The following is a 26,091-nucleotide window of genomic DNA, read 5'->3' as shown; positions in this document are numbered from 1 at the left end:
ACCTTACTACCACATCGCTTAATTATCAGTGGTTTTACTGATTAAAACCAAATCTGATTGGAGATTATCAACGAGATTCACAAGTACTATCTCACCATCGTGAGAACTGGTAATAGTCAGCGTATGATCTGGCGCATTACTAAATTGACTTAAATCTGCAACTTCACGATATTCTTGGCTTTCAAATTGATAATCAAACAATAATAAGGTTTCACCTTTTTTAACCATAAAATAAATACCGTCTCGATAGACGGATGGTGTGAATAATTGGCTTGAAGGTAAAATATTATCAATTAGCAAGGGGTCAAAAACACGTTCAGCTAAATACTTAGCCACATGATTAGCATAATTTCGAAAGCCCGTTGTCATAAGCGTTCGGTATTCTTTATTAGCAAGCATAAAATCTAATGCTAACGTTTGCGCGTTCGGCTGCGCTAATCCGGTAGACAAGTCAAAATACCAATTATTGCTGCTATTGCCATCGTTTTTCGCATAGAACACACCATCGCCTTCTTTTTGCCAATACACATTGTCAAACTGCCCTTGTGCCATGGTAATACTATTTTTAGTTGTTAAATCAATCAGCGAAAGATGGGAATCTAAATAGCCTAAAAGTAAAAAATTACCGTTTGGTGAAAACGACATCAGTTCTGGCACGTTAGAATTTGAAAGCGACGTAATAAACTGCACACTGTCACTATTAACATGGCTAAGCCAAACGTCAGCCTTATTTAAGCGTTTATTTAAGGTTAAAAATGCGTACTTGTTACCTGTGTACGATACAACCGGCGCACGTACCGCATTCATTGACGAACCAAGTTGTTCAACACGATTGGATGAAATCGAAAATAGCCCCGTATTTGACTGGCTTTTACTTAATAGAATATCACCATTTTTTCTATTAATGCTGATTTCATCAATATCGCCACCCTCAATATTCATAGCGCCAATACGATTATTGTGTTTATAAAAAGCTAACTTATTGGATACAAGCCACAGCGTGTTATTGTCGGCCGCGAGCTTTTTAATACCGCGCTCTTCATGAGACAGCGTTGTCAAAAGTTTGCCATGAAAATCGCGTTTTTCCACGGTATTTGTCGCCGTATTAAGTGTGAATAATTGATTATCAGTCACACTTAATTCATCAACATTCTCAACAATCACGTTTGGACTATCAACCGCTCGAGGAAACGGTTCAAAGTTTAATGAATAACGCACCACACTGTGATTAAAGTGAGCTATCAGTAGGTTATCTTGCGGCCAACTCAATGCCATCTTATGCAAACCAGACGGGCAATCTGCTAATTTACTATCGAGTGATAAACGCCATGTTTCTATCGCACTAGCCGTTGATATCACCCGAATATTGCATTGCAACGCGTCGTTGCGAATATACGCCAACCATTTTTGATCAGGGGAAAATACACCGCGTTGCTCAGAGTAATTGGCATTTTTAATAACATGGGAAATGTGTTGCTGTAGGTCCATCACCGCTAAGTCGGTATTGCTTTTGCCAATTGCGCGATAGTTAAACACCATAAATCGCCCATCATTTGAAAAAGACGCGCCCTGCTCCACACCACCTCGCTGAGTAATGCGTCGCTCGGTATAATCATCGCCAAGCGCATAAGGCTTACTCAGATGCGAAAGCAGTAAGCTAAATAATCCACCTAACATTAAACATATTGCCCCCACAATCGCGACATTTTGCTGCTTAAACGATAACGCTTTTTGTTCAACCTGTGTTGCAGTAGCAATTAACTGATAGCCTACGCGCGGTACGGTACGAATAATACCTTGTTCGTTACGATCATCACCGATCGTTTTGCGCAACTGTGTTACCAACTTACTAAGCGAGTTATCGCTAACAATCACATTTGGCCAAATTTTATCGAGTAAGTCATCTCGCGATATTGCCTGCCCTTGTTGTTCAATCAGTAGCGCCAACAATATCAGCTGCTTGCTTTCAACCTTATGCCATGTACCCGCTCGTTTAATTCGCATTGCGCTGAAATCAACTAAAATTTTGTCTATTTGAATTAATGAGTTAGGTAACGAAGTGAGTGACAAAATTAGTCTAGCCTTATAGCACGTATAACAGTATTATGGTGATTGCATTTTAAGCGTTAACAATCGCTCAGTAAATACACGCAGTTCATATAATTCAGTCGTTTAAAGTGCAAAGGGGAGCATATGCAAACACACAATAATAAACAGGCACAACACCTTCGCTTTAAATTACGCGCAATGTCTTTGGCGTCGATAACTGCGTTTCTCTCTAACGGCGCGTTTGCAAATACTCCCGACATCGATCTCGACACCATTGAAATACGTGGCATTCACAAGAGCTTATTGCAATCACTTGCCGATAAAAAACAACACTCGGCAATTAGCGATGTTCTGAGTGCCCAAGAAATCGGGAAATTTCCCGACAAAAACGTTGCTGAAGCGCTTCAGCGTGTTACCGGTATTTCGCTTACGCGTGTGATGGGCGAAGGCGAGCGTATTGGTGTGCGCGGCACGACACCAGGGCAAAATAGAACGTTTTTAAACGGTCAAAATATCGCTTCAGCGGATTGGTGGATTTCATCGCAGCCAAATCGTGGCTTTAACTACACCATGTTACCCGCTGAACTTGTTAGCAAATTAGAGGTGTTTAAAACGCCACAAGCGAACCAAGATGAAGGTTCTCTTGGCGGAGCGATTAATATAAAAACCCATAGGCCACTAACGACCGACACCCAATTTATTGTCACGCTGCAAAGCCAATATAGCGACTTATCAAACGAGCTCGACCCGCAACTTGCTGCCTTTTATAACTATGTAAACAGTAATCGAGATTTTGGTATGTTGTTTACGTTAAACCGCCAGCAGCGCACCTTGCGCCGAGATGGTTTGGAGTCTTGGGGTTGGCATCAAGCACACTTTAAAAAACGCGATGATGGCAAATTAACATACAGCGACCATGACAGCGCTGACATAAAAAACATTTGGACCCCAAGTGGTGGCGGCTCTGCGGTGTTTCAACAAGAACGCTTGCGTACCAGCGCAACCATGGCGATTGATTATCAGCCAAGTGCCACGTGGCAATTTGAATTTGATGCCTTGTATTCACAGTTAGAAGCAGACAACACGAATCAAAATTTTTTGTGGCAACCGTCAAACGTATTCTCGCGCGGTGGCGTAATTAACGACTATCAAATCATCAATAATACCCTAGCGTACGCCGATTACTCGAAGGTAGACCCCGCAAATACCGAGCCCTTTAGTACCTCAATGGAAGCAATTTGGCGTCAATCAACCATTAAGACTAACAGTATTAACGTTAAAGCCATGCAATCTGTTAACTTATGGCAAAATGAATACCAGCTCGGTTTTACCCGCGGTAGCGGCGGTACGTACGACGACAATACATCGCAGTGGTCAGCAAATTCGGGATTTAGCGTCGATACCCGAAACAAACGCGACATTAAAACCCACTATGAACTCAATCCAAATCAAGCTGAAAACTGGTGGATAAGCGAAGTTAGAAACGACTCTCAGCACTCCGTTGATCAAGAGTGGTATTTACAAGCTGACTTTTCAAAGGCGCTTATTCATAATCTTATAGACAGTGTTGATTTTGGCATTAAATATCGCAATCACCAACGTGATTTTGAACGCTTACGTTCAAATAATGGCAGTTACAGCAATATTAAAGATACGCTCGATTGGACGCTCGCAAATTTTAGTGCGCCCTTTCCGAAAGACTATTTACACGGCATTGGTTCTGACGAAACACTTAAGCACTATGCATTTGCCGATACTCAATCTCTTGCAAACGCCTGCCGCGATTACCCGTTTGAACAGCAGGTAGAGCAAGCCAGTCGCTTTGATATTCAAGAACAAACCAGTGCTTTATACACCAAGCTAAATTTACTTACTGATTTATTCCGCGCTAATGTGGGTGTGCGCATTGTTAATACCATTCAAGATGCGGGCGCCTATCAGCAAATCGCATCGCCCAGTAGTGCGCAAACTAACTTTGTGTGGCAAGCGCAAAGCAAACATTACACGGATATTCTGCCAAGCTTAAATTTAAATTTTGACTTAAAACGCGACCTGGCATTTCGCTTTGCTGCTGCAAAAGTTATGGCACGCGCCGAATACAATCATTTAATGCCATCAACCAATTACAACGTTACACAAGCGCAAGGACAAGGCGGCAACCCCGACCTCGACCCATATCGCGCGACTCAATATGATATGTCTCTCGAGTGGTATTTCTCAGACATTGGTTTGCTATCGGTTGCAGCGTTTGCCAAAGACGTTAAATCATTTATCGAGTTTAAACGTCAATTAGAAGTACACGAAGACATACTAATGACCATTGACCGACCGATTAACGGCGCAGGCGGTAATGTTTGGGGTATCGAATTGAGCTATCAACATGAGTTTTTACAAGGCCTTGGCATTATAACAAACTACACCTTTGTTGATGGTAAACGCGATGGTAACACCACGCAGCAAGCATTTATTCCGGGCACCTCAGAGCATACCTTTAACTTAACCGGTTATTTTGAGAATGAATGGCTGAGTGCCCGTATTTCCCACAACTATCGCACAGAATTCGCCACCGGCGTTGGCCTTGAAATGCAAGACGACTTTTCGCAAATTGACGCCACATTTAGCTATCATATTAATCCGAATTTATCGCTTAATCTTGAAGGGCTAAACCTCGGTGACGAAATTAGCTACCTCTACGAAGGCAGTCATTACTCACCAAAAGCGGTTTATCGTAACGGCAGGCGCTTTTATGTAGGGGTACGTTTTACTTACTAAAACTGTGAGAATATGTTACTCAAGTGACTTATTGTAACCCATTGTAATAGTAGGTAAAAATGGTTATAGCATTGATTTTCCCATGACATAATCAGGGTAGATAACAACCCAACTCATGGAAAAACAATAATGATAAATGTTAAAAATACAACGCTGTTTCTCGCCATTTCTATGCTTGCAGCCTGCGGTAGCAGTGACGATTCATCCGGCACAGGTTTCGTACAAATGTATAATGCCAGTGCCAATAGCCCAACGGTTTATCTCGAAATCGACAATACCGTACGCACCGGTGCGACGTTTGGTGAAGTAACCACCCGCCATAACTATAACCGTGACGACTACACGTTAAACTACGTTTATTTAAACGATAACGATGACTATATACCGCTACTGAGTGACGACGACACACTTGCCATTAAAAGCGATGTAAAGCTGCTAAAAGTCTTATCGGGCGACTACAACGAGCCACGCATTGACGAATTTGCAATTAGTGAATTTGACGGCGAAGACAAAATTCAAATCAGCGCCATTAATACCATTTCAGATCAGCAAGAATACGATATTTACCTTGCTAAAGACGATTACGCTTTTGTGGATGCCGAGCTATTAACTTCAACCCAATATTTAGCACTACCTGAGCTACAAGTAAAAAGCGAAGATCATTACACCTTTTACATCACCCTCGCTGGCAGCGATGAGGTTATTTTTCAATCGAGTATGGTGGAGCTTGATGATGAACAAAGCTACATTGCCATGTTGCGCCCGAGTTTTTCATCGCAACCAGGTGGCATTACAGTTGATTTAGTCTCTGATGGGTCAAGCGTTACCTCGCTCACCCATGTTGATGCCATGTCGCAAATGCGTTTTTACAACGCGATTGATGAGTACGCAGCCGTTACCTTTAATGCACTTAGCACCAAAGACGATATTACAACGCCAGCAACCCCATCCGACACAGTAACCGATTATTTTCCAGCGAACGCAGGTACCTTTACCCTGTCGATGTTAGATAGCTCAAATAACCCTATCGTGAATAATTTTGTTGAGGCAGTAAACAAAAACACCTCTCTTATCAGTATTTTCTATCAACATACTGACGATTACCCTGCAATGATATCAATTACTGAGGATTTAACGCCAAACGCGGTATCGCATAATGTGCAGGTTGTTAACCTGATTGATCACTCTCCATATGATACAAATATCGCCAAAGTCGATATCTATTTTACTGAGGGTAATGAAACCATTGACGACACCACAAGCTACATCAAAAACATTGACGCATTCGCGACAAAATCGCTGGCGTTAGATTCGCAAAGTTACGATGTAACCGTCACTTATGAAGTAAACAACCAAACTATCAGTGTTTTACAAATGGCAGATATCGACTTTTCACAAACCGGTAATTACATTTTGATTTTGGAAGAAGATTCGAACGCCACAAGCGGCTATAAAATTACTCAACTAAAAACCCTTGCCCAGTAACCTTAGCTTATAAACGTTAATCAATCGCGGCGCAATCGTATAAAAAACTATGCGCCGCGTTTGATATTAACTACTCGCTAATAAAATTTGATTTTGAACTACCAAAGTTGTCTAAAAGAAGTAATCAAGTATGGCAGGAGACTAGGTGCTATTAACTGTCATTCATAACGCCCATATTAATGGGCTTACAATAGTCGGTTATAATTAACGACGCAGGAGCAAAAGCCAAGAGTTTTGCTTCCTTTTGACTAAATTGCTAGGTTTCGAAATTAAAGCTCTAAAATTTCTTTAGGTATTTCATATTTATAACTACTAAAGAACCTATCCAATTCATAATCAGACATCCTACTTAAATTTACCCTCAACATATACCCGCCGTGAACTACTCCGTTTTTTATCGCCATCCAGTCCGATACGTCTTCAAACCTAGCTGTATAATGTTGTCCAAATCTGACATGTAATGCCTCAACTGGATGATTTTTTATTTCACCAACAATCTTACTATTTATGTAACTAACATTACCTAACCACATATGTTCACGAGAACCATCACCTACAGGTATTGCTACTTTGACCTGCAATTCGATATTTTGGCTTCTTAATTCCGGTATTTTATTTAATAACTCAGGTAGAGTTTTCTTTGCCTGGGACATTGCTACAAGCATTTTTGGGTCTTCATAGGCAAAAAATTCATTAGCAGTTGGGCTAGCCTGTAGATAATTACAATAATAACTTTCACTAAGTATAGGTTTGCACAACCGAAACCTAATTTCCCTTGAATATCTAGCTAATTCCGGCATAGGGATATTATTCATAAAGTCTGCGCCTAATTTTCTTTCCTCGATCTCTTCATTTGATAAACGAATAAAATCTTCAAAGTTTTGTAACTCTTCTGGCGTTAATAGACTTAAATTAAGCTCAATTGAATCTTTTATAAACTTGGTATGTAGTTGGACTTTACGTATAACTTGAGAAATATCTTCACTCTTTTCAAATTCAAAAGCTAGTAGTTCAATTTGATGAAAATCATATACTAACCGTTCCATCGTATGAAATCTTTTATGCTCACTCTGAGCCTGTTTTTTATGCTTTACACTTTGTTCTGAATACTCGACATAGATGGAGATAGAAGCAGAGATTAAAGCAAAAAAGAAAATTAACCAGCCAGTTTTTGTAACTCTTTTAATTCCAGTCTGTGATGCATCCCATGTCTCTCCTTTTATAGCAATAATTGCAGTTACAAAAGCCGTGATGATTAAAAAATACTTCATTGGAAACCTAACGCCGCGTTAAGTGGTTAGCAACGCATACCACTACATTTAAAGTATTGTGCCGTAAACACCAAAGATGAAGCAAACCGAAAATGCCGAGCGTTGGGAAATCATGTTAAACGCCTTGTTATACCGCTTGGTTAAGGCTAAAATGACCAACATAAAGACCATTTAAGAGACCTGTTATATGACCACTAGAATTTTAGCCGATGTTGCCGCAAGCATTACTGAGTTGAAAGCTAACCCTATGAAAGTTGCAACTAGCGCTTACGGCGAACCTGTTGCTGTACTAAACCGAAATGAACCAGCATTTTATTGCGTACCTGCCGAAGCGTACGAAATGATGATGGACAGACTTGAAGATCTTGAACTACTAGCTATCGCTAAAGAGCGTGAGCCTGAAGAGAGCCTTTTGGTAAATATTGATGAGCTATAAACTCAACTTTAAAAAGAGCGCACTCAAAGAGTGGAAAAAGCTTGGCTCTACTCTGCAACAACAATTTAAGAAAAAGCTAATCGAGCGCTTAGATAACCCACATGTTCCGGCTTCAAAGCTTTCTGGAGCTGACAACATGTATAAAATAAAGTTGCGTCAATCGGGCTACCGTCTCGTTTACAAAGTTGAAGACGATGTCATCATTGTAACCGTCTTAGCTGTCGGGAAACGCGAACGTAGCGATGTTTACCGTAAAGCCATGAAAAGGTTCGATGATTAATTGCGGTATAACTATTTATTAAGAGGCAAGTTGCTTCTTTTTCTACCGCAACTTCGTCTGTTTACATTTTAAAGCGATTTATAACACTAATAATTAGTTGTTATTAGTTAGCTGAAAATTAACATTTTATAAGTTACAAAAACAGGCTTAGTTTTTTACTTGTAACAACAAAGAGTTCTGTATGTGTACGGAGTAATTTATTCAACAACTCCTCTTCGCTCAACACCTAACACATACCCTTTAAAACCAATAACAATATAATATAAAGAGTCGCCCAGAGCTTTACGTTAAAACTTGCTGTAAAACGTGATCAAACCGGTTGCTTGACCAAAATTCTGGCACAGGATACTCGGGGTGTGCTTCTTTCATCGCTGCGGTCGTTATATCTGGGATATCCTTAGCATCAAGCTCATCTACTTTGGTTGGAAGATTCGCCAATTCTTTTAATTCACGTATTTTTTCAATTACCAGCGCTGCTTTGTGTGAGCGATCGTCAATTTTGTTATCACCTAGCTCACAATAATCAGCAATAAGTGCTAATTTATCATGTATTGTCTCGCCATACTCCGTTAACACCACATCCAGCAATACAGCATTAGCAAGGCCATGGGCGACATGATATTTCGCGCCAAGCTGATGGGCAATGGCATGCACATACCCGACCGATGTGCGAGTAAACGCTTCGCCCGCATAAAAGGATGCGTTTAGCAGGTTTTCTCGTACCTTAATATTACTTGGCTCTTGCATTACTAATGGAAAATTATCAAAAATAAGTTTGCATGCGCTTAACGCTTTTTGATTAGTAAATTGCGTACCGTTAATACCTATAAATGCTTCTACTGCGTGCGTTAACGCATCCATAGCGGTTGTAGCGGTAATAAATGGCGGTAAGCCTTGGCTTAATTCAGGCATTAATAACGCGTATTTTGGCGCTAAACAGTAATCTGCAATTGCGAATTTGTCCTGCTGCTTGCGGTTTGAAACCACCGCTGCAACCGTTGTTTCTGAACCTGTGCCCGCGGTAGTTGGCACTGCCGTTAGCGGCGGTAAACGGCGCATCACTTTAAACAAGCCGCGTAATTCCGTTAACGCTTTATGTGGTTTTGCAGCGCGCACCCCAATTAGTTTTGCGCCATCAATCACCGAGCCACCGCCAATTGCAACAATGCCTTGGCACTTATCTTGTGTATAAAGCATAAAACCCGATTCAATTTCGTTAATGTCGGGATCAGGTAAAATATCTGAATAAATAGACGTACTAATGCCAGCACTTTCAAGGGCAGTAATCACGGGCGCTGCTATGCCGAGTGAAAGCAAAGTTTTGTCGGTAACCACCAGTAAACGCTCAATGTTTTGCTGCTTTAGCTCAGCAAGCCAGATATCGATTTGCGCGCTTTTAAAGCACTTAGGTCGTGGAATAGAATAAACAAACAATGCAAGGCGTAACGCCATGTGATAGCAACGATACAGCAGTCGTTTAGTCAGTCCAATTGATTGCGCCATGGTTGTACTCTTTTATTGTTATTAGAGCAAATATCCTAGCACAATTTCTTGCCTTACAATCAAGGATATAAGAAAATCAAAGAGTAACGAGACAAAGTAAGCACCTGAATGGAAATACAACTCGCGTGTCATCACTGCGATCAAATAGTCAGTATCCCAACGCTCAGCCATGGGGAGCATGCCTATTGCCCAAATTGTCATACCTTATTAAGCCGCACAATTAACGCGCGCGCTCAAAAAGTGGTTGCGCTTAGTATCGCGTCACTTATCTTACTATTTAGCGCCTTACTCTACCCGTTTATCTCGTTTAGCAATCAAGGGTTAAGCCAAACCATCAATTTGCTCGACGCAGCAAAAATATTGTTTTATCAAGATAACTTTTTCGTCGCCGCACTAATTGATATCACCATTATTGGTTTGCCTTTTGTGTTATTAACACTGTTTATTCCGCTTCATATGGGGGCTTTGTATGTGCTACCTAAGCCGCTTTCGCGATTTTGCTTAAAAACGATTTACTACTTAAAACCTTGGGTTATGTCGGAAATATTCCTAATTGGCGTGCTGATCAGCATGATTAAAATTATGGCAATGGCTGAAATTACCTTTGGTTTGAGTTTTTGGGCGTTTTCCGCTTTTGTGCTGTGTTACTCGCTCACGCTATATTATTACGACAGCCATAGTTTGTGGTTACAACTCGCCGACCAAAACAAAATAGCAATTAATGAAAGTTTAGGCTCGCGCGCTAAAAACCAAAATTTGCGGGCGTGTCATGTTTGTCAGTTATTAACTTACGACGATACGTGTTCGCGCTGTAATAGCAAAACGTCGGTACGCAATACACAACATATTCAATGGGTTTTAGCATTTACCATCACGTCGCTAATTTGTTATATACCAGCGAATTTTTTCCCGATAATGCACACTTGGATTTTCTCAATTGACGAACCGTCCACTATTCTTAATGGTGTTTTTACACTGTGGCAGATTGGCTCGTACCCAATCGCTATCATTATTTTCATAGCCAGTATTTGTATTCCTATCGGCAAATTGTTTGTATTATTTTGGCTGTGTTATTTAGTTACAAAAAAACAACACATTAGTAGAAAACAAGCAGCACGTGCTTATGTTTTAATAGAGCTTGTTGGTAAATGGTCAATGATCGATGTGTTTGTTGTAGTTATTTTAGTTTCATTAGTACAATTAGGCGTTTTAATGTCGATAACAATTGGTGTTGGTGCAATCTTTTTTGCAATTATGGTAATCACCTCTATGATTGCTGCGCAACTATTCGACCCACGTTTAATCTGGGATAAAAAGAGGTTTTCTGAATGAGCCCTACTGCCGCTATTAGTAAAAAGCGAACGCTCTCACCTATCTGGATCATTCCACTTATTGCTGTGTTTGTTGCAAGTTGGATGTTTTATCAATACCAACAAAGCCAAGGCACGACTATTTACATTACCATGCCAAACGCAGAAGGCGTGATCCCCGGCAAAACAGAAATTAAAGTACGCAGCGTAAAAATGGGTGTCATTGCCCAAGTGCGCCTTGCTGAAGATCAAACCACAGTTGTTGCGCGCGCGGTAATTGATAAAGATTACGAGCATTTACTTAATCAAGACGCAAAAATATGGATTGTTAAAACGCGCATCGACGAAACCGGTATTTCTGGGTTAAACACCTTGTTATCGGGTGTTTATTTTGAATTTTTACCGGGTGAAAGTGATGCCAGAACTCGTCAATTTACACTACTTGATACGCCGCCCCAAATTCCCGATAACATAAAAGGTCAGCGCTATTTGCTTACCAGTAAAAATACCAATGTAATCGATGTCGGTACCACAATTTATTATAACGGCTACAGTGTTGGACAAGTTGAAACGGCTAAGTTTGATTGGCAACAGCAGATTATGCGCTATGGCATTTTTATTCGCTCACCTTATGAAAATTTGGTCACAGAAAATGTGGTATTTTGGGTAAACTCAGCGATTGAAGTTGACCTATCGGCTGACGGGATTAATTTTAAAACCAGTTCACTGGCAAAAATGCTGAAAGGTGGTATTTCGTTTGCTATTCCTGAAGGCGAAAAACCCGATGCTTTAGCTAAGCAAAACCAAACATTCAGACTAAACAGCGATTACCAAAAAGCATTAGAACATCGCTACGATGAGTACGATTACTATGTTATTCAGTTTGAGCAATCAATTCGCGGCTTAACGCCGGGTGCGCCAGTTGAATATCGCGGTATTCGAATTGGCACCGTTGAAGAAGCACCTGCGATGTTAGTGATTGATAATCGCCCTGCCCATTTTTCAACTGACAGCACGGCTGTACCGGTTAAGATTAAAATTGAATATAAGCGTATCTTCCACGATACCAAAATTGCCAAAGAGTTCTGGCAAAATAGCCTAGATGGCTGGATTGAAAAAGGCTTAAGAGCATCCCTTAAAACCGGTAATTTACTCACGGGTTCAATTTATATCGATTTTGATTTATACCAAGATGTTAAGCCATTTCAGCAATCTGAATTTGCTGGCTTAAAAGTGTTTCCAAGCACCTCAAGTGGCTTTAGCGTAATGGCGAACCAAGTATCAGAATTATTAGCGAAGTTTAATAATTTAGATATGCAAACACCGCTTAATAGTTTTGATAAAACAATGAACGAATACAACACATTCGCCGTTGAACTGCGCGAACTGTTAAATCGTAAAGACACACAATCTCTGCCTAATGAGTTTAATGAAACCTTAGCGCAAGTAGAAAAATCGATGGCGACATTTGATGAAACCATGTTGCAGTTTGAAAAAACCATGTCAGATTACGAAAAAGGTTCAGCTATTTATCACGAATTAAACAGCACACTTGATCAGTTAAAACAGTTAGCAGAGCAATTGCAGCCATTGTCAAAAGGCTTAAACGAGCAACCTAATATGTTTATTTTTGATAAACAATTGGCAACCGATCCAACCCCAAGGAAACAATAACACAATGCGTATTTTACTGGTTTCAGTTCTTTTTTTATTATTGGGCGGGTGTAGCAGCCAAGTTGACACTATTAGTTATTACCAGCTTGATGGCGGTGAATTTGCGCCAAATAAATTAGGCAAACAAGCGCGCGCTAATATCATTGTCAGTAACCCTAAGTTAACCGGGCATCTTGCCAACCGCGGTATTGCAGTAGAGGTTGCGCCATTGCAAATCCAAAGCGCCAACGGCCATTTGTGGAGCAGCAGTCCCAGTGAATTGTTATTGCAAGCAAGCGTGGTTAATCTTGATAATCAGTTGTCGCAAAGCCGCGTTATTCCCCTACAGTTAGAATCTGCAATTAATGCCACGTTACCAACCTTTCGCGTAGATTATTATCTGACTAAGTTTCAAGCGAACCAAAACGGCGAAGGTGTAATAGCGGGCATAGTGACGGTATATAAACTTGAGCATACCTCGGCCACTATCGTGTATAGCCAAGGCTTTAATCAAGCCGTATCGCTTGACGATGACGGCTACGGCCCGCTTGTTGGCGCGTTAAATAGTGCATGGAACAATGTCAACAACGCGGTTGCAACTGAGCTTAAAGCGCTAATTGATAAAGGTTAGAAACCCCTTCGTAACCGGCAAGTTCAAATTGCTTAATAAACTTAAAGCCAAGTTTTTCAAGCACATTAATTGACGCGTTATTAGTGGGTGAAGTAATGGCATTTAATGTGTCAAAGCCGTGCTTATTGCGGGCACATTCAATGGTTTTGCGCGCGGCCTCTGCCACATAACCTTGCTTTGTAAACTCATCAAGTAACGAATAGCCAAGATCAGGAATGTCAAAATCAGGGCGTGTTACTAAGCCACATACGCCAACAAAACAATTACGGTCGAGATCTTTTATACCCCATAACCCATAGCCATATTGCTGGTAGGGCTGAATGTACTTTTCTTCAAGGTGTTTTGCAGCACTGGTTAGGTCATACACCCCTTTATCACCAATGTGCTCTTTAAAACTCGCTTGCGTTACTAACATAAAAATGAACTCAGCATCGGCAGTGGTTAATTCTTGTAGCGCGATATTTTTCACATTTATCCTTACAACTGAAAATAAATAAAATATACAATTTTATTTTAAATATAACTAGGGCGTATTAACCTTTACGGTTTAATTAAAATCGTCCGCACTATGGCGCTCGTGCAATTGCTCACTTTCATCGCCCCAACTGCGGTTTACTCTACGGCCACGTTGTACAGCTGGTCGTTCAAATATACGGTCTGCCCATGCCTTTAAATGTGGGTATTCATCTACCGCTAAAAACTCAGCAGCGTCATATAAATCGCCGCGCACTAATACACCGTACCACGGCCAAATTGCCATATCAGCAATTGTGTAGGTGTCACCACACATGTATTTATTGTTTGCTAAGTGTTTGTTTAGTAGATCCAATTGGCGCTTTACTTCCATAGTAAATCGGTTAATTGGGTATTCCAGTGGCTCAGGTGCATACGCATAAAAATGACCAAACCCGCCACCTAATGCGGGGCCGCTGCCCATTTGCCAAAATAGCCAAGATAAACATTTCGCCCTGTCATTTGCATTTTGCGGAATAAAACAATTAAATTTTTCAGCGAGGTAAAGCAAAATCGCGCCTGATTCAAACACAGGTGTTGCTGGTGATGTGGAGGTATCAAGCAGCGCAGGAATTTTAGAGTTAGGATTAATCTCAACAAAGCCTGAGCTAAACTGTTCGCCTTCCATAATATCAATTAAGTACGCATCGTATTCAGCGTCTTGTATGCCCACTTCAATTAGTTCTTCGAGCAGAATCGTCACCTTTACACCATTTGGCGTAGCAAGTGAATAAAGTTGCAACGGATGTTTTCCTTGAGGCAAGGTTTTATCGTGTGTCGCGCCTGACTCAGGACGATTAATATTAGCAAATTTGCCACCGTTTCCCGCTTGCCATTGCCACACTTTTGGCGGCGTATATTGATTATTAGCCATAACTAACCTCACTGAATTTTAAGGCGATTTGTTAACGATATAAAAGATAGAGTATTGCGATACTGCTAAGCAAGATAGATAAGAAGGTTAATGCCATGCCAGTTACGCGAAACACTAATTTTTCATGTAACATGCTGACACCATAGGCATGAGAAATACGCCCAACAAGTATTGCAACACCTAATCCATGAACAAACAGTGATGCAGCACCTAAGTATTCGGCAAATCCGATTAATATTAAACTAATTGGTACGTATTCTTGAAAGTTACCGTGCGCTCGCATTTTCTTTTGCAGCAGTTTGTCACCACCATCGCCTAACGCGACAAGAATTTTTTTGCGGCGCGTTAGCGTTGCTACACTCAAATAAATGTAAATTAAGCCTAGCAGCGCCGCATAAAGAGGAATAACAGATATCACAACAAAACCCTTTTTGTTTTCTTATTAACCTGACATATTCCTGCTGTTAAATCTACTGATTTAAATAACGTTTTCGTTTGTTTTGTTTCAACGTATTTAAATCAACTAAAACAAGGCCATCAACACTATTGTTAAAGTCTGGGTCAACACCAAAGCACAAAAACTTAACGCCACCAGGCTCACACAACTCGGTATATTGTTTGTATAAAGTGGGGATCGCTACACCTTGCTCTGCCAATGTGCTTTTGAGTGCTTTGAAGTCTTCTTTATAGTCGTTTGTGTAATTTGGCAATTCATGCGTGTTTGTGTAGCGATACGGATTGTTTGATGTTGCTAATGTGCTTTGATGAGCAAAATAATGGGAATAAAAGCTTACTAGCTGATCTTTTGCAGGTTCAGGTAACGTACCGCTTATACTAACAGGGCCAAATAGATAGCGAATTTCAGGATGATGTTGCAAATACGCGCCTATACCAAACCATAAATAATCTAAGCTGCGTTTGCCCCAGTATTTTGGCTGCACAAAGCTGCGACCAAGTTCGAGTCCTTTTGCAAAATAAGGAGCCATTTCGTCTTTGTAATTCACCAGCGTTGACGAGTATAACCCGGCGCTTTTTGCATTGTGTGTTAAAACATCAGCACGACCAAAACGGTATGCGCCGACAATTTCTAATTCGTCTTTGTCCCACAAAATCAGATGTAAATAATCGCTATCGTATTTATCTATATCGCGCTTTTGGTTTGTGCCCTCACCCACCGCACGAAACGCGATTTCACGTAAGCGGCCAATTTCACGCATAATTACGCAGCTATCACCATGCTGATACAAGTAGATCATTTTTCCATCATGGGTTTCCCCAAGCAATTTACATTTTTCACGAATTAAGCGGCTCAAATTTGCTTTGTTCTCTGGCAAGGCAATGCATTTTTCAGTTTGAAAATAGCCTGGTTTACCATCACCAATGGCATAAATGTGTTTTTTGAACAGTTTAGTTAATTGGGTATCGTGAAGCGGTGAATCAGCAAACGCACTAAGTGGAATAAGCGCGCCGATGCGTATAGGAAAATTACGTTTGCGTTGCTTAAACATTTCATTCACTAACAAGAACGACGCAAGCGGTTTATAAAGCATTGAAACACTGTAAAACATGGGGGAATTTTTAGCATCAACATGCATTGGCAGTATGGGCGCTTGATACGCTTTTGCGATTTTCAAAAAACCTTTTTGCCAAAAGGTATCGCGCACCCCTGTTGGCCTTAAACGCGATACTTCACCAGCAGGAAAGATCAGCAACACACCTTCATGGCTCAAATGCTCTTTTATACGATTAACAGTAATTTTGCTGGTTGTGCCTTTAATGTTATCAACTGGCACTAACATTTCTTGTAGCGGCGCTAAGCTATAAAGCAGTTGGTTTGCCATCACGCGAATATCGCTACGCACTTCACTAATTAACTTAATCAATGCCAATGCATCGAGTGAACCAATTGGGTGATTAGCGATTATCACCAAACGTCCGGAAGCAGGAATATGCAGCTTTTCGCTATCTCGCACCGAATAACTAACATCAAAATAATCAAGTACTTGCTCTACAAAATCAAGCCCTGACAAATGCGGAAAATCATTTTCAAATTGATGAAAATCCCCTTCGTGCATTAAATTTTTTAATAATTTGCTGCTTGATTTATAAAGCAAAGGGTTATTTATAAGTTGCGGAAATTGTTTTGCGATTACTTGGTCGACATGGATCATAACATTGCCCATAAAGCTGTTTTAAGTTCAGCATATGAAGCAAATGTGACGCGAATATTGAGTTTATATTGAACAATTGTGACGCATAAATAAGGCGAGCATTTGCTCGCCTTTCACAAAAAACTATCAATTACTTTTGATAATCAAGTACCTGACCTGCATTTGTAAAATCAGAAATAATCGTCTGATTATCGATTTTGCCAAATGCCTTGTCCGCAAATTTAGTACCGCGCATTTGCACGTTTAAGCGCGCTGCATCTTTATTAAGTACCGTTTTTGCGTAAAAGTCTTTCACATCAGCAAGTGTTACTTGTTCTACTTCTTTAATCAGCTCAGCTTTTGAGTTGAAATCAAAGTTTTCTTCATACCAATCTGATAAGTATGGTCTTAATTCATCACCTAGGTTTTTAGGCTGCTCGTTTAGCTTGATCAGGACCGCATTTTTAAGTTGCGCAAACGTCTCTTCGCTAATTGCATCGAGCTCTTTTTTGTACTGAAGCTTATATTCATCGAAACGCGCCTGCATTTCACCTGGGCCTTTAACTGGTGTTTGAATATACATACCAAAACCAACATAGTCGTCAAGCGTGGTGCTAAAGCCACCTACGGCGTACGCCAGTTGCTCTTCGGTACGTAATTTATCGAATACTTTATTGCTAAAGTGGCCTTGTAAAACAAGCCCTTGCGCTTCTTGTTTCTTACCTTTTACTGGGTGCATATGCATATCAACTAAGGCTACATCGGCTACGTCAATATCACGTTGTACGCTAAATACTTGACCAGCTTTTGGTAACCACGCTTTCGCACGCACGTATTGTGTTATTGTCACGTCGTTAGGTAGCGCTTGTTCAAGACTAGATACAACGGTTTTCACGTCATTCTGGTCGTAGTTACCAAACATAAATACGCGTACTTGGTTATTAGTAAGTACCTGCTGCATTACTTTGTTTAAGTCGCTAATTGAAAGCGACTTAGCACGTTCAATCAGTGCGGCGTCTTCATAACTACCTTGGCTTGTTACTTTATAAAACGCATTGAATGCTTGGCTGTAAGGGAAGTTTTTGCTCTTGTTTGCAACGGCACGTAAGAAACGATCTTTCGCTTGGTTAAACTCAAGCTCAGTTGGCGCAACTCGTAACTCGTTCATACCGGCTACAATTAATTCGCTTTGTTTGTCGGTAAAACCATTTACAGTGAATACCACACCGTTTGAATCAGAAAGGCTCATAGACATACCGCCCACACCTGCTTCTGTATTCAATGCAACGACATTCTTACTGTATAAGTCTTGCCAAACTGATAATAGAATCGCTGTGTCCATATCGCTAAGCGTTTCTGGGTTATTAATATACACTTTCAGCATGCCTTTTGGCTGGTGCGAGAAGTTTTTGCTCGCAAACTGCCATACTTTAATATGCTTAGTGTCGTGAACAAGTTGCGGCTTCTCTTTAATCTCATCGCTCGCGGCTTTTAAATCAAAGCTTTCTGGCAATAAACGATTTACTGCAGGCAAGTTCATTGCAACGTTTGTTGGTGCTTTCCAGCTGTTAATTTCGTCTTGTGAAATATCAGCAATGCGGTAGTTACCATCATAGAAATGAAGTGTACTGTCTGTTTCTTCTTTTTGGCTTACGTACCAAATTTTTAACGTTTCAGGTGTAAGTTGATCAAGCACGTGTTCAATTGCTTTTTCGTCAAACTGACCATAATAATATGGTGCATTAATCACATGATTCGTTGGATAAACTTGCATTGCGCCTGCAAGGTTAGATACATAACCAAATTCATCGCCTTTTTCTAAGAATTTGAACTGGTTATTAAGTGATGTTCTGATTTCATCAAAGTACTTTTTATCAACGCCTTTTTCGCGAATAAGGTCGATGTACTGCATGATAATGGCAACAATCTCATCACGGTGTTCCATACCACTATCCGTTAACGTGACATCAATTGAGAACGTACCATAGTTACCATAATGTGAAGGTGATGCATTAGCACCGAGATCTGAGATCCAACCCTTTTCACGTAATAACGTAGCAGGTGTGCCCGGCATTTCTGAATAAATTAAGTATGACAGAAAACGATTTGGTTTAAGCGCAAATTGGTCGCTATTGTTTTCGATTGTGAAGTCGAGTGTTAACTGTTTAACGTCTTTGTTTGGCTTATAAAATACCTTTTTACCGCCAACTTTTGTTAAATCAACTTTTGCCGTAACACTCGGCTTTTCAATATTTTTATTTTTAATATCTGAAAAGTATTTATTCGCTAGCGCTTCCATCTCAGCAAGTGGCTTATTGCTAAGTAATGCTACTTTCATGATATTTGATGAATAATATTTATCAAAAAAGGCAACGGTTTCAGTGTGTAGCTTGCTGCCTTCTTTATCACCAAGGGTTTCTAAATTACCGATTAAAAAGCGGTTTGCCGGGTGTTCGCCCATCATTTTACGAGCCAGTTTGAACTGACCAAAGAAATCAAGCTCGCGACGCATTGACCATTCAGCGTTTACAGCGTTCTTTTCTTTGTCGGTATACTCTGGATAAAGCTTCGGTGATTTAAAGAAATCAGAAAAACGATCAAGCCCTTCTTCAAATGCATCGTTGTTCGCTTTGAACATATAGTTGGTAATATCTAACCAAGTATATGCATTATGAGCACCACCATTTTTGGTCATAAACTCTGAATATTCGTTAGTATCAGGAAAACGTTCAGTGCCTAAAAACAACATATGCTCTAAATAATGCGCCATACCTTGTTGTGTCATTGGATCATGCAATAAACCAACACCCACACTGAGCGCTGCAGCAGATTTATCAACACTTGGGTCTGACACTAAAACAACTTCAATCTCGTTGCTTAATTTTAATGTTTTGTATTCGCGGTTATCGTTCGGGCTAACAACCAATGATTCTGCGTAAAGATTTGGATTATTCGAAGAGGTATTAGCTTGGTTAGTTGCATTACAGCCAACTAAAACAGCAAGTGCTAATGCACTTAGGCTAAGTGCTTTTTTCATAATGGTTCCCTAGAGTTATAAATACAAAAAACGCTCTAGTGTCTTGTCATAGAGCGTTTTTTAATACCAATTCTACTAAATAGGTAATCACCTAGCGCATTGGATAAATTAAACGCTGAAGCATAAAAGTTAGCCCGCTAGAATGATTAATCAATTAAGTGAATTGATATACATTTATTCCACTATAAAAAAGCAGTGGTTAAATGCAATACTTTAATTGTATTATTTGTAACGGTTTGTCAACAAATGAGATTTTGCGTTAGCGCGCTAACATAGGCTTGCGCTTGCGTCGCAAAATTAACGCACTCACCATTAAGCCCAATAATGCGCCAAAACTACCACCTGAATCATCCGACGTTACTGGAGGCTTTGGTGGCTCTTTTATCAACGTATTTTCCTTTGGTGTTAAATCACTTGCGGTGTCACTGTTACTATCAATAATCGTGACATTTTCGATGGTAATTAAACGTTCAGCACCGAGCGATGCATTGCCATTTTTAAGGTCAGTACACTGCTCTTCCGTTGTATTTACGAGTGGGTATTCATTACACGCAAAATTAGATAACTGGTCAATTAAATCCATGCCTTCACCAATTACTTGGCCAAACACCGTGAAACCACCATTTTGTGTATCTAAGTTACCGCTATTATCTTTAAGGTTGATAAACCACTGACTTGTCGCACTATTAGGGTTGTTAGCTACTTTTGCCATGGCAATAGTACCACGTACGTTAGAATAAACGGGCTCATTTACCACGGTACCATAGGTATCGATAGGTAAAAACTTACTGCCGTCATAGGTGTAGCCACCACCTTGCAGCACGAAGTCCGTTATTAAACGGTGAAAAACCACTTCATTAAAGCGCTCGTCATTAACATACTTTAGAAAGTTCTCGACTGTTTTTGGGGTAGTTTCATCAAACAGGTTTATTTGAAAGTTGCCTTGTGTAGTTTGAACCTCAACAATCGTTGCCTGCGCAGCGCCCGCAAATAAGCCTGCAGCTAAGAGAGATAGTTTTAGCTTGTCCATAATTTCCCGTGAATATTTTGTTAATTTTTATCGACAGCAGCTTACCGATTATTTGCCTACATGGCTATAAAACTCACGTGAGAATTACAATTAATAACACTCCTTTAACAATAATTACGAGGTTTTGCGATTCCGGCCCACATAACCGGACAATTGTCCGCCCATAATTTTATTGTGATGGTTAGAATAATAGCGTTTGTTAATTAACTGCCGAAATTTATAATGATTACTGTGCGCTCTTTCACTTTTTTAGCACTCTCTATGCTGTTTATGAACAACAGCTACGCGACAAATAACGAGCAAAAGCTCACCATTTTGCACACCAATGACCACCACGGACGCTTTTGGCGCAATGAGCAAGGTGAGTATGGTATGTCGGCGAGAAAAACGCTTATTGACCGTTTACGTGCTGAGGCAAAAGCGAAAAATCATCAAGTGCTGTTGTTATCAGGTGGTGACATAAATACTGGGGTACCTGAATCCGATTTACAATACGCTGAACCAGATTTTAAAGGCATGAGCTTAATTGGCTACGATGCCATGGCTATCGGTAATCACGAGTTTGATAATTCACTAGACATTCTAGATAAACAAATTGCGTGGGCAAACTTTCCGCTGCTCTCGGCCAATATATTTAACAAAAAAACGGGGGAGCATGCATACCAGCCTTACCAAATCATTAAACGTGACGATTTAACAATTGCGGTAATTGGTTTAACCACAGTCGATACGGCTAAAATCGCAAACCCTGATTATGTAGGTCATTTTGAATTTCGTACACCCTCAGATGCTGCAGCTCCTTTACTAGAAAAACTCGAAAAAACCTACCAACCCGATATTACAATCGCCGTAACGCACATGGGGCATTACGTTGATGCTAAACATGGCATTAACGCGCCAGGCGACGTGACTTTGGCTCGTACACTAAATGCAGGTGCGTTGGACCTTATTATTGGTGGACATTCACAAGAGCCTGTTTGTATGGAAGGTGACAATACTGCTGATAGCGACTTTTTACCAGGCGATGAATGCCGTCCAGATCGTCAAAATGGCACATGGATTATGCAAGCGCATGAATGGGGTAAGTATGTTGGTAAAGCTGAGTTTTCACTGAAAAACAACGCGCTTACACTACTAAGTTATGAGCTTATTCCGGTTAATATGCTGCGCGAGACAAAGCAAGATGGTCAAACCGTCAAAAAGCTTGCATCAGAAAAGATCCCGGAAGATCCTAAAATGCTCGCATTTTTAACACCGTACCAAGAGAAAGGTTCAGCAAAAATTTCACAGCCGATCGGTGAATTAATCGGTGATTTAGAAGGTTCGCGTAATAAAGTTCGCTTTGTGCAAACCAATCTAGGCCGTTTGATTGCAAAAGCACAAAGTGAAAGTGTTGGTGCAGATTTCGGTATCATAAGCGGTGGTGGTATTCGCGATTCAATTAAAGCGGGCGATGTTAGCTACAAAGATATTTTGCAGGTTCACCCATTTAAAAACCGCATTACCTATCTTGAACTAAAAGGCCAAGAACTGGTTGATTACATCAGTTTAGCTGCCAGTTTTCCACCGGATTCAGGCGCCTACTGCCAGTTTTATGGCATCGAATTTAAAAAAGAAAATGATGAGTTAACCATAACTAGTATTGGTAACAAACCTTTTGATGCCAATAAACGCTATCGTTTTACACTCAATAGCTATAATGCAGCAGGCGGTGATGGCTACCCGAATATGACAAAACACCCGCATTTTGTTGCAACCGACACAATTGACGCTGAAGTATTGAAAAATTACTTTTTGCAAAACTCTCCGGTTGATGCCACTAAGATTTAAAACCTCCCTGCTAAAAGACGTAAGCTAACACTTACGTCTTTTACCTTTCATAGTATAAAGCGTGTGTTCCCAAGCTTGGCCCCTACTACGAAGATAAGTGTTTTTAATTGGTTTGAGTATTCCACTTAACTAGAAACATAAAAACCAAATTAGATATTTTAGCTACCGGAGCTAACTTCGAATGATCCTCAAATAGTATTTATCACGCTTAACAAAGTAAAAATTGAAGTTGCTAACAGCGAAAAAACCTAACAAATAACAATCGTTAAAATGATAGAGCCCATATTATTGCATCACGTCTACTCGGTTTTACTAAATTGGGACAATAAAGATTAAACGCGTTACCAAATTTTAATAACTCAAACACTTATCAAATTAGAGGTCGATAAACGTATATGCCTTAGAAACTTAAAAGCATAATACGCGTCATCGACAAAGTTCTTACGATTATTTACCGATTATTTCAATTTGGTCAGTATCAACATTACGTAATCCGTAATGATGAAGCTTTGAACGTGACCCTTCTCCATGAGCTTTTGGGGGATAGAGCATGTCTTTTAGTTCGATATCATCCAATAGAATTTCATCAAGCGCAGCGCGAATTTCACTTAGCGTTTTCTCTAAACTATTTGAAAAGTTTGGCCTTTTACGAATAGTGTGTCCTAATTCCGTTAAACGATAAAAATACTTGTTTGCAAGGCTAACAAGTTCATCTGGCAGCTCTTTATTTTGGTTGAGTAAAACATCTGGTTCTGCCATGCAATATTCTATCAATGCTGTATAAAAACATAATGGCTTATTGGCGAGTGGTACGCTTGTGTGAGTACGACTGTTAATCAGCAATTTCTGTTCAAGATCGATAACCAGTCTCGCTCGCTCTTCGTCAATACTCTCTACTACCAAATTGTTTTTTGTTAACTTCAAGTCATAACGGTAGTTAACTAAAAAATAAAATCCGATACTTGCGATAAGTGCCAACCACGAAAAATAATCAAACAAGCCCAATTTTTTTAGCGAGAAAGCAAATCGCACTACTTGTGTAGGCGTACTAAATTGATGGGTTATTACTTTGCGATTTAAGCCAACTTTATAGTTATTTGACTGAATAGCCAATACCTTTGGTAATAGAGGATGGTGCATTAATTTTTCATTTAATGCCGTAATGTAATTTGCCACGGCCAGATCATTGCCAGCACTACTTTTATTTGGATCAGGCAAAGGTAAGCGATTTAAGTCTTTTGCGATTCTATTTTCAATATGTTGTGTTAACTGGTACTCAGCATTAACAAGATTTATGCGTTTGGCTACGCCATAGACCAACTGAAATACCAAAAAGACTAATATGCACAGCAAAATCTGCTTATTTTTTTTAACATTCAACATAACTTTCTACATCTTTAAAATAGGGAGAGGTTTGGGCATTTGCATGGCGGTGAATAATTTGATTAATTGCACATACAAGCTCTGTGTTTTCGGTCTCCATTTTAAAATACCAACGACTTCCACTCACTTTACTGCTAATCGGTGTAATGTAATTTTCCAAAAAGCGGTCCATATCGTCTTGCTTCCAATACGATGCAATCACATCGACTTTTCCTTCAGCTAGCAGATCTCTCAGCGCAGAATGTGAGTTAGCCTGCACAATGTCCAAACTATCAACATTAATATTTAAACGTTTAAACAGCGTTCTCGGTAAAATGTAACCAGAACGGCTACTTGGGTAATCCAACAAGCCAATACGTTTATCAATAAAATACTCTTTTTCAAGCTTTGGTTTTTCATTTAACGAGATAAAAAATGCAGTGTAATCAGGATAGGCAAGCAAGGTTTTATAGTTAAAAGTGTATTCACTTTTAAAGGCAACCATTAAATTCTCTTTAGTCATGATTAAATCAGCGTTACCTCGCCCGATAAAATCTAACGCATCACTCATATTATGGCCCCAGTTTAACTGCACTTGGCCAAACTGCTTTGCAACAATCGGGTTATTACAAAAATACGGTATAAGCTGCTTTGCTAACTGCTCTGTTGGCACATAAATATTGAACGTATTTTCATTTTCTGACAACGCTTTATCACATTGTTGCTTGACAGACATAAAAGTATCAATTGCCTTTAATTTGGTTGGGTATTGAGAGCTCCCTAGAAAACCAAAAAGAACAATTAATATACAAAAAACAGCTGTTATTACCGCTTTTGAAAACAAAAAGTTATATTTCATTTTAATTGTTATTATCTATGCTCAATTCAAGCCTCAATTTCATCACGTATATTTACTTATTGCAATAGGTAAATTTATTTAAAAAACATAAGCCATTGATTTTGTTATTTTGTTAACAAGTAATTATGAATCCTAATGAGTCCTTCCTATTTTTGTAAAACTAAGGACAATTAGCCTTGTTGATAACAACTACATACAATTAAAAAGATGATTATGAGCTTACGTTCTTTGATATTAATTGCTCTTACGCTAACGCACTTTCAAGTGGCCGCATGGAGTCAAAATGGGCATCGTATAATCGGCAAGATTGCCGACAATCATTTAACTGCTGACACTCGTAATGCTATTGCCCCATTATTACAAGGCGATAAACTGGCTGAAGTAACCACTTGGGCTGATGAAATGCGCGCTAACCCAGAACCCTTCTGGCAAAAAGAGTCTGGTAAGTGGCACTATATTAATATCGCTTCGGCAGATGAGTTTAAACCTCATCATTACCATCTTTCAGCCACCGACGGCGAAGTTACTGATATTTACGCTGGTATTTTGAAAGCCACCGCAGTGCTTAAAAGCACGAACACCTCATTAAAAGACAAGCAATTTTATTTTCGTTTCCTCACTCATTTAGTTGGCGATATTCATCAACCAATGCATGCTGGTCGCAGTGAAGACTGGGGTGGAAATAAAATAAAAGTGAAATTTTTCGGTAAAGAAACCAATTTACACTCATTGTGGGATAAAGATTTAGTTGAAAGCGAAAACCTTTCTTACAGTGAATTTGCCGAGTTTATTGATACAAACGACGCAAAGCTCATTTCTACTTACCTAGCCTCAGAGCCCAAAGATTGGGTGCTTGAATCATTTCATTTAGCACAAGGTTTGTATGATATCGGTAACGGTGAATTTAAATACCATTACGTCTATGAGCAAATGCCTGTAATAAAACAGCGTTTGCTACAAGGCGGAATTAGATTAGCTGGTTTGTTAAACCACATTTTTGACGAATCGGCACACGCGAAAGCAGTTACTAAGTAATCTGCTAACGC

Annotated in this window: 20 protein-coding genes; 9 read left to right on the top strand and 11 right to left on the bottom strand. The window is 39.9% G+C overall.

Annotated features, from left to right (window positions below; all coding sequences use genetic code 11):
* Positions 1–18: 18 nt before the first annotated feature.
* Entirely contained in the window at positions 19–2,070 is a 2,052-nt protein-coding gene (locus ACHSBP_RS02580) for a winged helix-turn-helix domain-containing protein (protein WP_395388085.1), read from the bottom strand.
* Between the two features lie 123 nt (positions 2,071–2,193).
* On the opposite strand from ACHSBP_RS02580, the gene ACHSBP_RS02575 reads away from it, so the two are divergent.
* Together ACHSBP_RS02575 and ACHSBP_RS02570 are read left to right on the top strand one after the other, a co-directional pair.
* Positions 2,194–4,821, top strand: coding sequence for a TonB-dependent receptor (locus ACHSBP_RS02575; protein ID WP_395388084.1), 2,628 nt, complete (start codon positions 2,194–2,196; stop codon positions 4,819–4,821).
* A 129-nt stretch (positions 4,822–4,950) separates the two neighbouring features.
* The gene (locus ACHSBP_RS02570) at positions 4,951–6,306 is read left to right on the top strand and encodes a hypothetical protein (protein ID WP_395388083.1); all 1,356 of its coding nucleotides are present in this window, start codon (positions 4,951–4,953) and stop codon (positions 6,304–6,306) included.
* A 269-nt stretch (positions 6,307–6,575) separates the two neighbouring features.
* Here the strand turns inward: ACHSBP_RS02570 and ACHSBP_RS02565 are convergent, their stop codons facing one another.
* A complete protein-coding gene (locus tag ACHSBP_RS02565) occupies positions 6,576–7,577 on the bottom strand; it encodes a DUF2314 domain-containing protein (RefSeq protein ID WP_395388082.1) in 1,002 nt (333 codons plus the stop codon).
* Between the two features lie 187 nt (positions 7,578–7,764).
* On the opposite strand from ACHSBP_RS02565, the gene ACHSBP_RS02560 reads away from it, so the two are divergent.
* Positions 7,765–8,013: a type II toxin-antitoxin system Phd/YefM family antitoxin gene (locus ACHSBP_RS02560; protein ID WP_395388081.1), complete on the top strand. Its 249-nt coding sequence runs from the start codon at positions 7,765–7,767 to the stop codon at positions 8,011–8,013.
* The gene (locus ACHSBP_RS02555) at positions 8,003–8,293 is read left to right on the top strand and encodes a type II toxin-antitoxin system RelE/ParE family toxin (RefSeq protein WP_395388080.1); all 291 of its coding nucleotides are present in this window, start codon (positions 8,003–8,005) and stop codon (positions 8,291–8,293) included. Before ACHSBP_RS02560 ends, ACHSBP_RS02555 begins: the two co-directional genes overlap by 11 nt.
* Before the next feature lie 282 nt (positions 8,294–8,575).
* Here the strand turns inward: ACHSBP_RS02555 and ACHSBP_RS02550 are convergent, their stop codons facing one another.
* Positions 8,576–9,796, bottom strand: coding sequence for an iron-containing alcohol dehydrogenase (locus ACHSBP_RS02550; RefSeq protein WP_395388079.1), 1,221 nt, complete (start codon positions 9,794–9,796; stop codon positions 8,576–8,578).
* Between the two features lie 108 nt (positions 9,797–9,904).
* On the opposite strand from ACHSBP_RS02550, the gene ACHSBP_RS02545 reads away from it, so the two are divergent.
* From ACHSBP_RS02545 to ACHSBP_RS02535, 3 genes are read left to right on the top strand one after another with little or no spacing between them, the layout of a single operon-like run.
* Complete coding sequence (locus ACHSBP_RS02545; RefSeq protein WP_395388078.1) at positions 9,905–11,128, top strand: PqiA/YebS family transporter subunit; 1,224 nt, start codon at positions 9,905–9,907, stop codon at positions 11,126–11,128.
* Positions 11,125–12,780 carry an intermembrane transport protein PqiB gene (gene pqiB, locus ACHSBP_RS02540; protein WP_395388077.1) on the top strand — a complete coding sequence of 552 codons (1,656 nt, stop codon included), beginning with the start codon at positions 11,125–11,127 and terminating at the stop codon, positions 12,778–12,780. Before ACHSBP_RS02545 ends, pqiB begins: the two co-directional genes overlap by 4 nt.
* A 4-nt stretch (positions 12,781–12,784) precedes the next feature.
* Positions 12,785–13,390, top strand: a complete 606-nt coding sequence (locus tag ACHSBP_RS02535; RefSeq protein WP_138633225.1) for a membrane integrity-associated transporter subunit PqiC — start codon at positions 12,785–12,787, stop codon at positions 13,388–13,390.
* On the opposite strand, the gene ACHSBP_RS02530 is transcribed toward ACHSBP_RS02535, so the two are convergent.
* The 6 genes from ACHSBP_RS02530 to ACHSBP_RS02505 all read right to left on the bottom strand — a co-directional run bounded on the left by ACHSBP_RS02530 (position 13,365) and on the right by ACHSBP_RS02505 (position 20,994).
* Entirely contained in the window at positions 13,365–13,859 is a 495-nt protein-coding gene (locus ACHSBP_RS02530) for a GNAT family N-acetyltransferase (RefSeq protein WP_395388076.1), read from the bottom strand. The genes ACHSBP_RS02535 and ACHSBP_RS02530 overlap by 26 nt on opposite strands.
* Before the next feature lie 78 nt (positions 13,860–13,937).
* The gene (gene yghU / locus ACHSBP_RS02525; RefSeq protein WP_395388075.1) at positions 13,938–14,777 is read right to left on the bottom strand and encodes a glutathione-dependent disulfide-bond oxidoreductase; all 840 of its coding nucleotides are present in this window, start codon (positions 14,775–14,777) and stop codon (positions 13,938–13,940) included.
* A 31-nt stretch (positions 14,778–14,808) separates the two neighbouring features.
* Complete coding sequence (locus tag ACHSBP_RS02520; RefSeq protein WP_395388074.1) at positions 14,809–15,195, bottom strand: MAPEG family protein; 387 nt, start codon at positions 15,193–15,195, stop codon at positions 14,809–14,811.
* 52 nt (positions 15,196–15,247) lie between these two features.
* Positions 15,248–16,948, bottom strand: a complete 1,701-nt coding sequence (locus ACHSBP_RS02515; protein WP_395388073.1) for a GNAT family N-acyltransferase — start codon at positions 16,946–16,948, stop codon at positions 15,248–15,250.
* 130 nt (positions 16,949–17,078) lie between these two features.
* On the bottom strand, positions 17,079–19,964 hold the full coding sequence (locus tag ACHSBP_RS02510) for an insulinase family protein (protein WP_395388072.1): 2,886 nt from the start codon (positions 19,962–19,964) through the stop codon (positions 17,079–17,081).
* A gap of 259 nt (positions 19,965–20,223) precedes the next feature.
* Positions 20,224–20,994 (bottom strand): peptidylprolyl isomerase, encoded by a 771-nt coding sequence (locus ACHSBP_RS02505; protein ID WP_395388071.1) that lies wholly within the window; start codon positions 20,992–20,994, stop codon positions 20,224–20,226.
* Between the two features lie 261 nt (positions 20,995–21,255).
* Between ACHSBP_RS02505 and ushA the strand changes: the two genes are divergently transcribed.
* Positions 21,256–22,824 (top strand): bifunctional UDP-sugar hydrolase/5'-nucleotidase UshA, encoded by a 1,569-nt coding sequence (gene ushA / locus ACHSBP_RS02500; protein ID WP_395388119.1) that lies wholly within the window; start codon positions 21,256–21,258, stop codon positions 22,822–22,824.
* A gap of 447 nt (positions 22,825–23,271) precedes the next feature.
* Here the strand turns inward: ushA and ACHSBP_RS02495 are convergent, their stop codons facing one another.
* Both ACHSBP_RS02495 and ACHSBP_RS02490 read right to left on the bottom strand, forming a co-directional pair.
* The gene (locus tag ACHSBP_RS02495; protein WP_395388070.1) at positions 23,272–24,207 is read right to left on the bottom strand and encodes a hypothetical protein; all 936 of its coding nucleotides are present in this window, start codon (positions 24,205–24,207) and stop codon (positions 23,272–23,274) included.
* Positions 24,194–24,922 (bottom strand): hypothetical protein, encoded by a 729-nt coding sequence (locus tag ACHSBP_RS02490; protein ID WP_234004726.1) that lies wholly within the window; start codon positions 24,920–24,922, stop codon positions 24,194–24,196. The genes ACHSBP_RS02495 and ACHSBP_RS02490 overlap by 14 nt, the downstream gene beginning before the upstream one ends.
* 336 nt (positions 24,923–25,258) lie before the next feature.
* On the opposite strand from ACHSBP_RS02490, the gene ACHSBP_RS02485 reads away from it, so the two are divergent.
* Positions 25,259–26,080, top strand: a complete 822-nt coding sequence (locus ACHSBP_RS02485; protein ID WP_395388069.1) for a S1/P1 nuclease — start codon at positions 25,259–25,261, stop codon at positions 26,078–26,080.
* Positions 26,081–26,091 lie beyond the last annotated feature (11 nt).

It is taken from the genome of Pseudoalteromonas sp. XMcav1-K, from assembly GCF_044005875.1.
GTDB classification, from domain to species: domain Bacteria; phylum Pseudomonadota; class Gammaproteobacteria; order Enterobacterales; family Alteromonadaceae; genus Pseudoalteromonas; species Pseudoalteromonas spongiae.
Note: the sequence above shows the minus strand (reverse complement) of the source record. Positions and strands in the feature narration are given on the sequence as shown.

What these genes read in the sequence shown, in the direction of transcription:
- ushA (WP_395388119.1), top strand. Translation starts at nt 21,256, where the DNA reads ATGCTGTTTATGAACAACAGCTACGCGACAAATAACGAGCAAAAGCTC.
- ACHSBP_RS02535 (WP_138633225.1), top strand. Translation starts at nt 12,785, where the DNA reads ATGCGTATTTTACTGGTTTCAGTTCTTTTTTTATTATTGGGCGGGTGT.
- ACHSBP_RS02560 (WP_395388081.1), top strand. Translation starts at nt 7,765, where the DNA reads ATGACCACTAGAATTTTAGCCGATGTTGCCGCAAGCATTACTGAGTTG.
- ACHSBP_RS02555 (WP_395388080.1), top strand. Translation starts at nt 8,003, where the DNA reads ATGAGCTATAAACTCAACTTTAAAAAGAGCGCACTCAAAGAGTGGAAA.
- yghU (WP_395388075.1), bottom strand. Translation starts at nt 14,777, where the DNA reads ATGGCTAATAATCAATATACGCCGCCAAAAGTGTGGCAATGGCAAGCG.
- ACHSBP_RS02510 (WP_395388072.1), bottom strand. Translation starts at nt 19,964, where the DNA reads ATGAAAAAAGCACTTAGCCTAAGTGCATTAGCACTTGCTGTTTTAGTT.
- ACHSBP_RS02575 (WP_395388084.1), top strand. Translation starts at nt 2,194, where the DNA reads ATGCAAACACACAATAATAAACAGGCACAACACCTTCGCTTTAAATTA.
- ACHSBP_RS02490 (WP_234004726.1), bottom strand. Translation starts at nt 24,922, where the DNA reads ATGTCTGTCAAGCAACAATGTGATAAAGCGTTGTCAGAAAATGAAAAT.
- ACHSBP_RS02505 (WP_395388071.1), bottom strand. Translation starts at nt 20,994, where the DNA reads ATGGACAAGCTAAAACTATCTCTCTTAGCTGCAGGCTTATTTGCGGGC.
- ACHSBP_RS02485 (WP_395388069.1), top strand. Translation starts at nt 25,259, where the DNA reads ATGAGCTTACGTTCTTTGATATTAATTGCTCTTACGCTAACGCACTTT.
- pqiB (WP_395388077.1), top strand. Translation starts at nt 11,125, where the DNA reads ATGAGCCCTACTGCCGCTATTAGTAAAAAGCGAACGCTCTCACCTATC.
- ACHSBP_RS02570 (WP_395388083.1), top strand. Translation starts at nt 4,951, where the DNA reads ATGATAAATGTTAAAAATACAACGCTGTTTCTCGCCATTTCTATGCTT.
- ACHSBP_RS02515 (WP_395388073.1), bottom strand. Translation starts at nt 16,948, where the DNA reads ATGATCCATGTCGACCAAGTAATCGCAAAACAATTTCCGCAACTTATA.
- ACHSBP_RS02495 (WP_395388070.1), bottom strand. Translation starts at nt 24,207, where the DNA reads ATGTTGAATGTTAAAAAAAATAAGCAGATTTTGCTGTGCATATTAGTC.
- ACHSBP_RS02550 (WP_395388079.1), bottom strand. Translation starts at nt 9,796, where the DNA reads ATGGCGCAATCAATTGGACTGACTAAACGACTGCTGTATCGTTGCTAT.
- ACHSBP_RS02545 (WP_395388078.1), top strand. Translation starts at nt 9,905, where the DNA reads ATGGAAATACAACTCGCGTGTCATCACTGCGATCAAATAGTCAGTATC.
- ACHSBP_RS02565 (WP_395388082.1), bottom strand. Translation starts at nt 7,577, where the DNA reads ATGAAGTATTTTTTAATCATCACGGCTTTTGTAACTGCAATTATTGCT.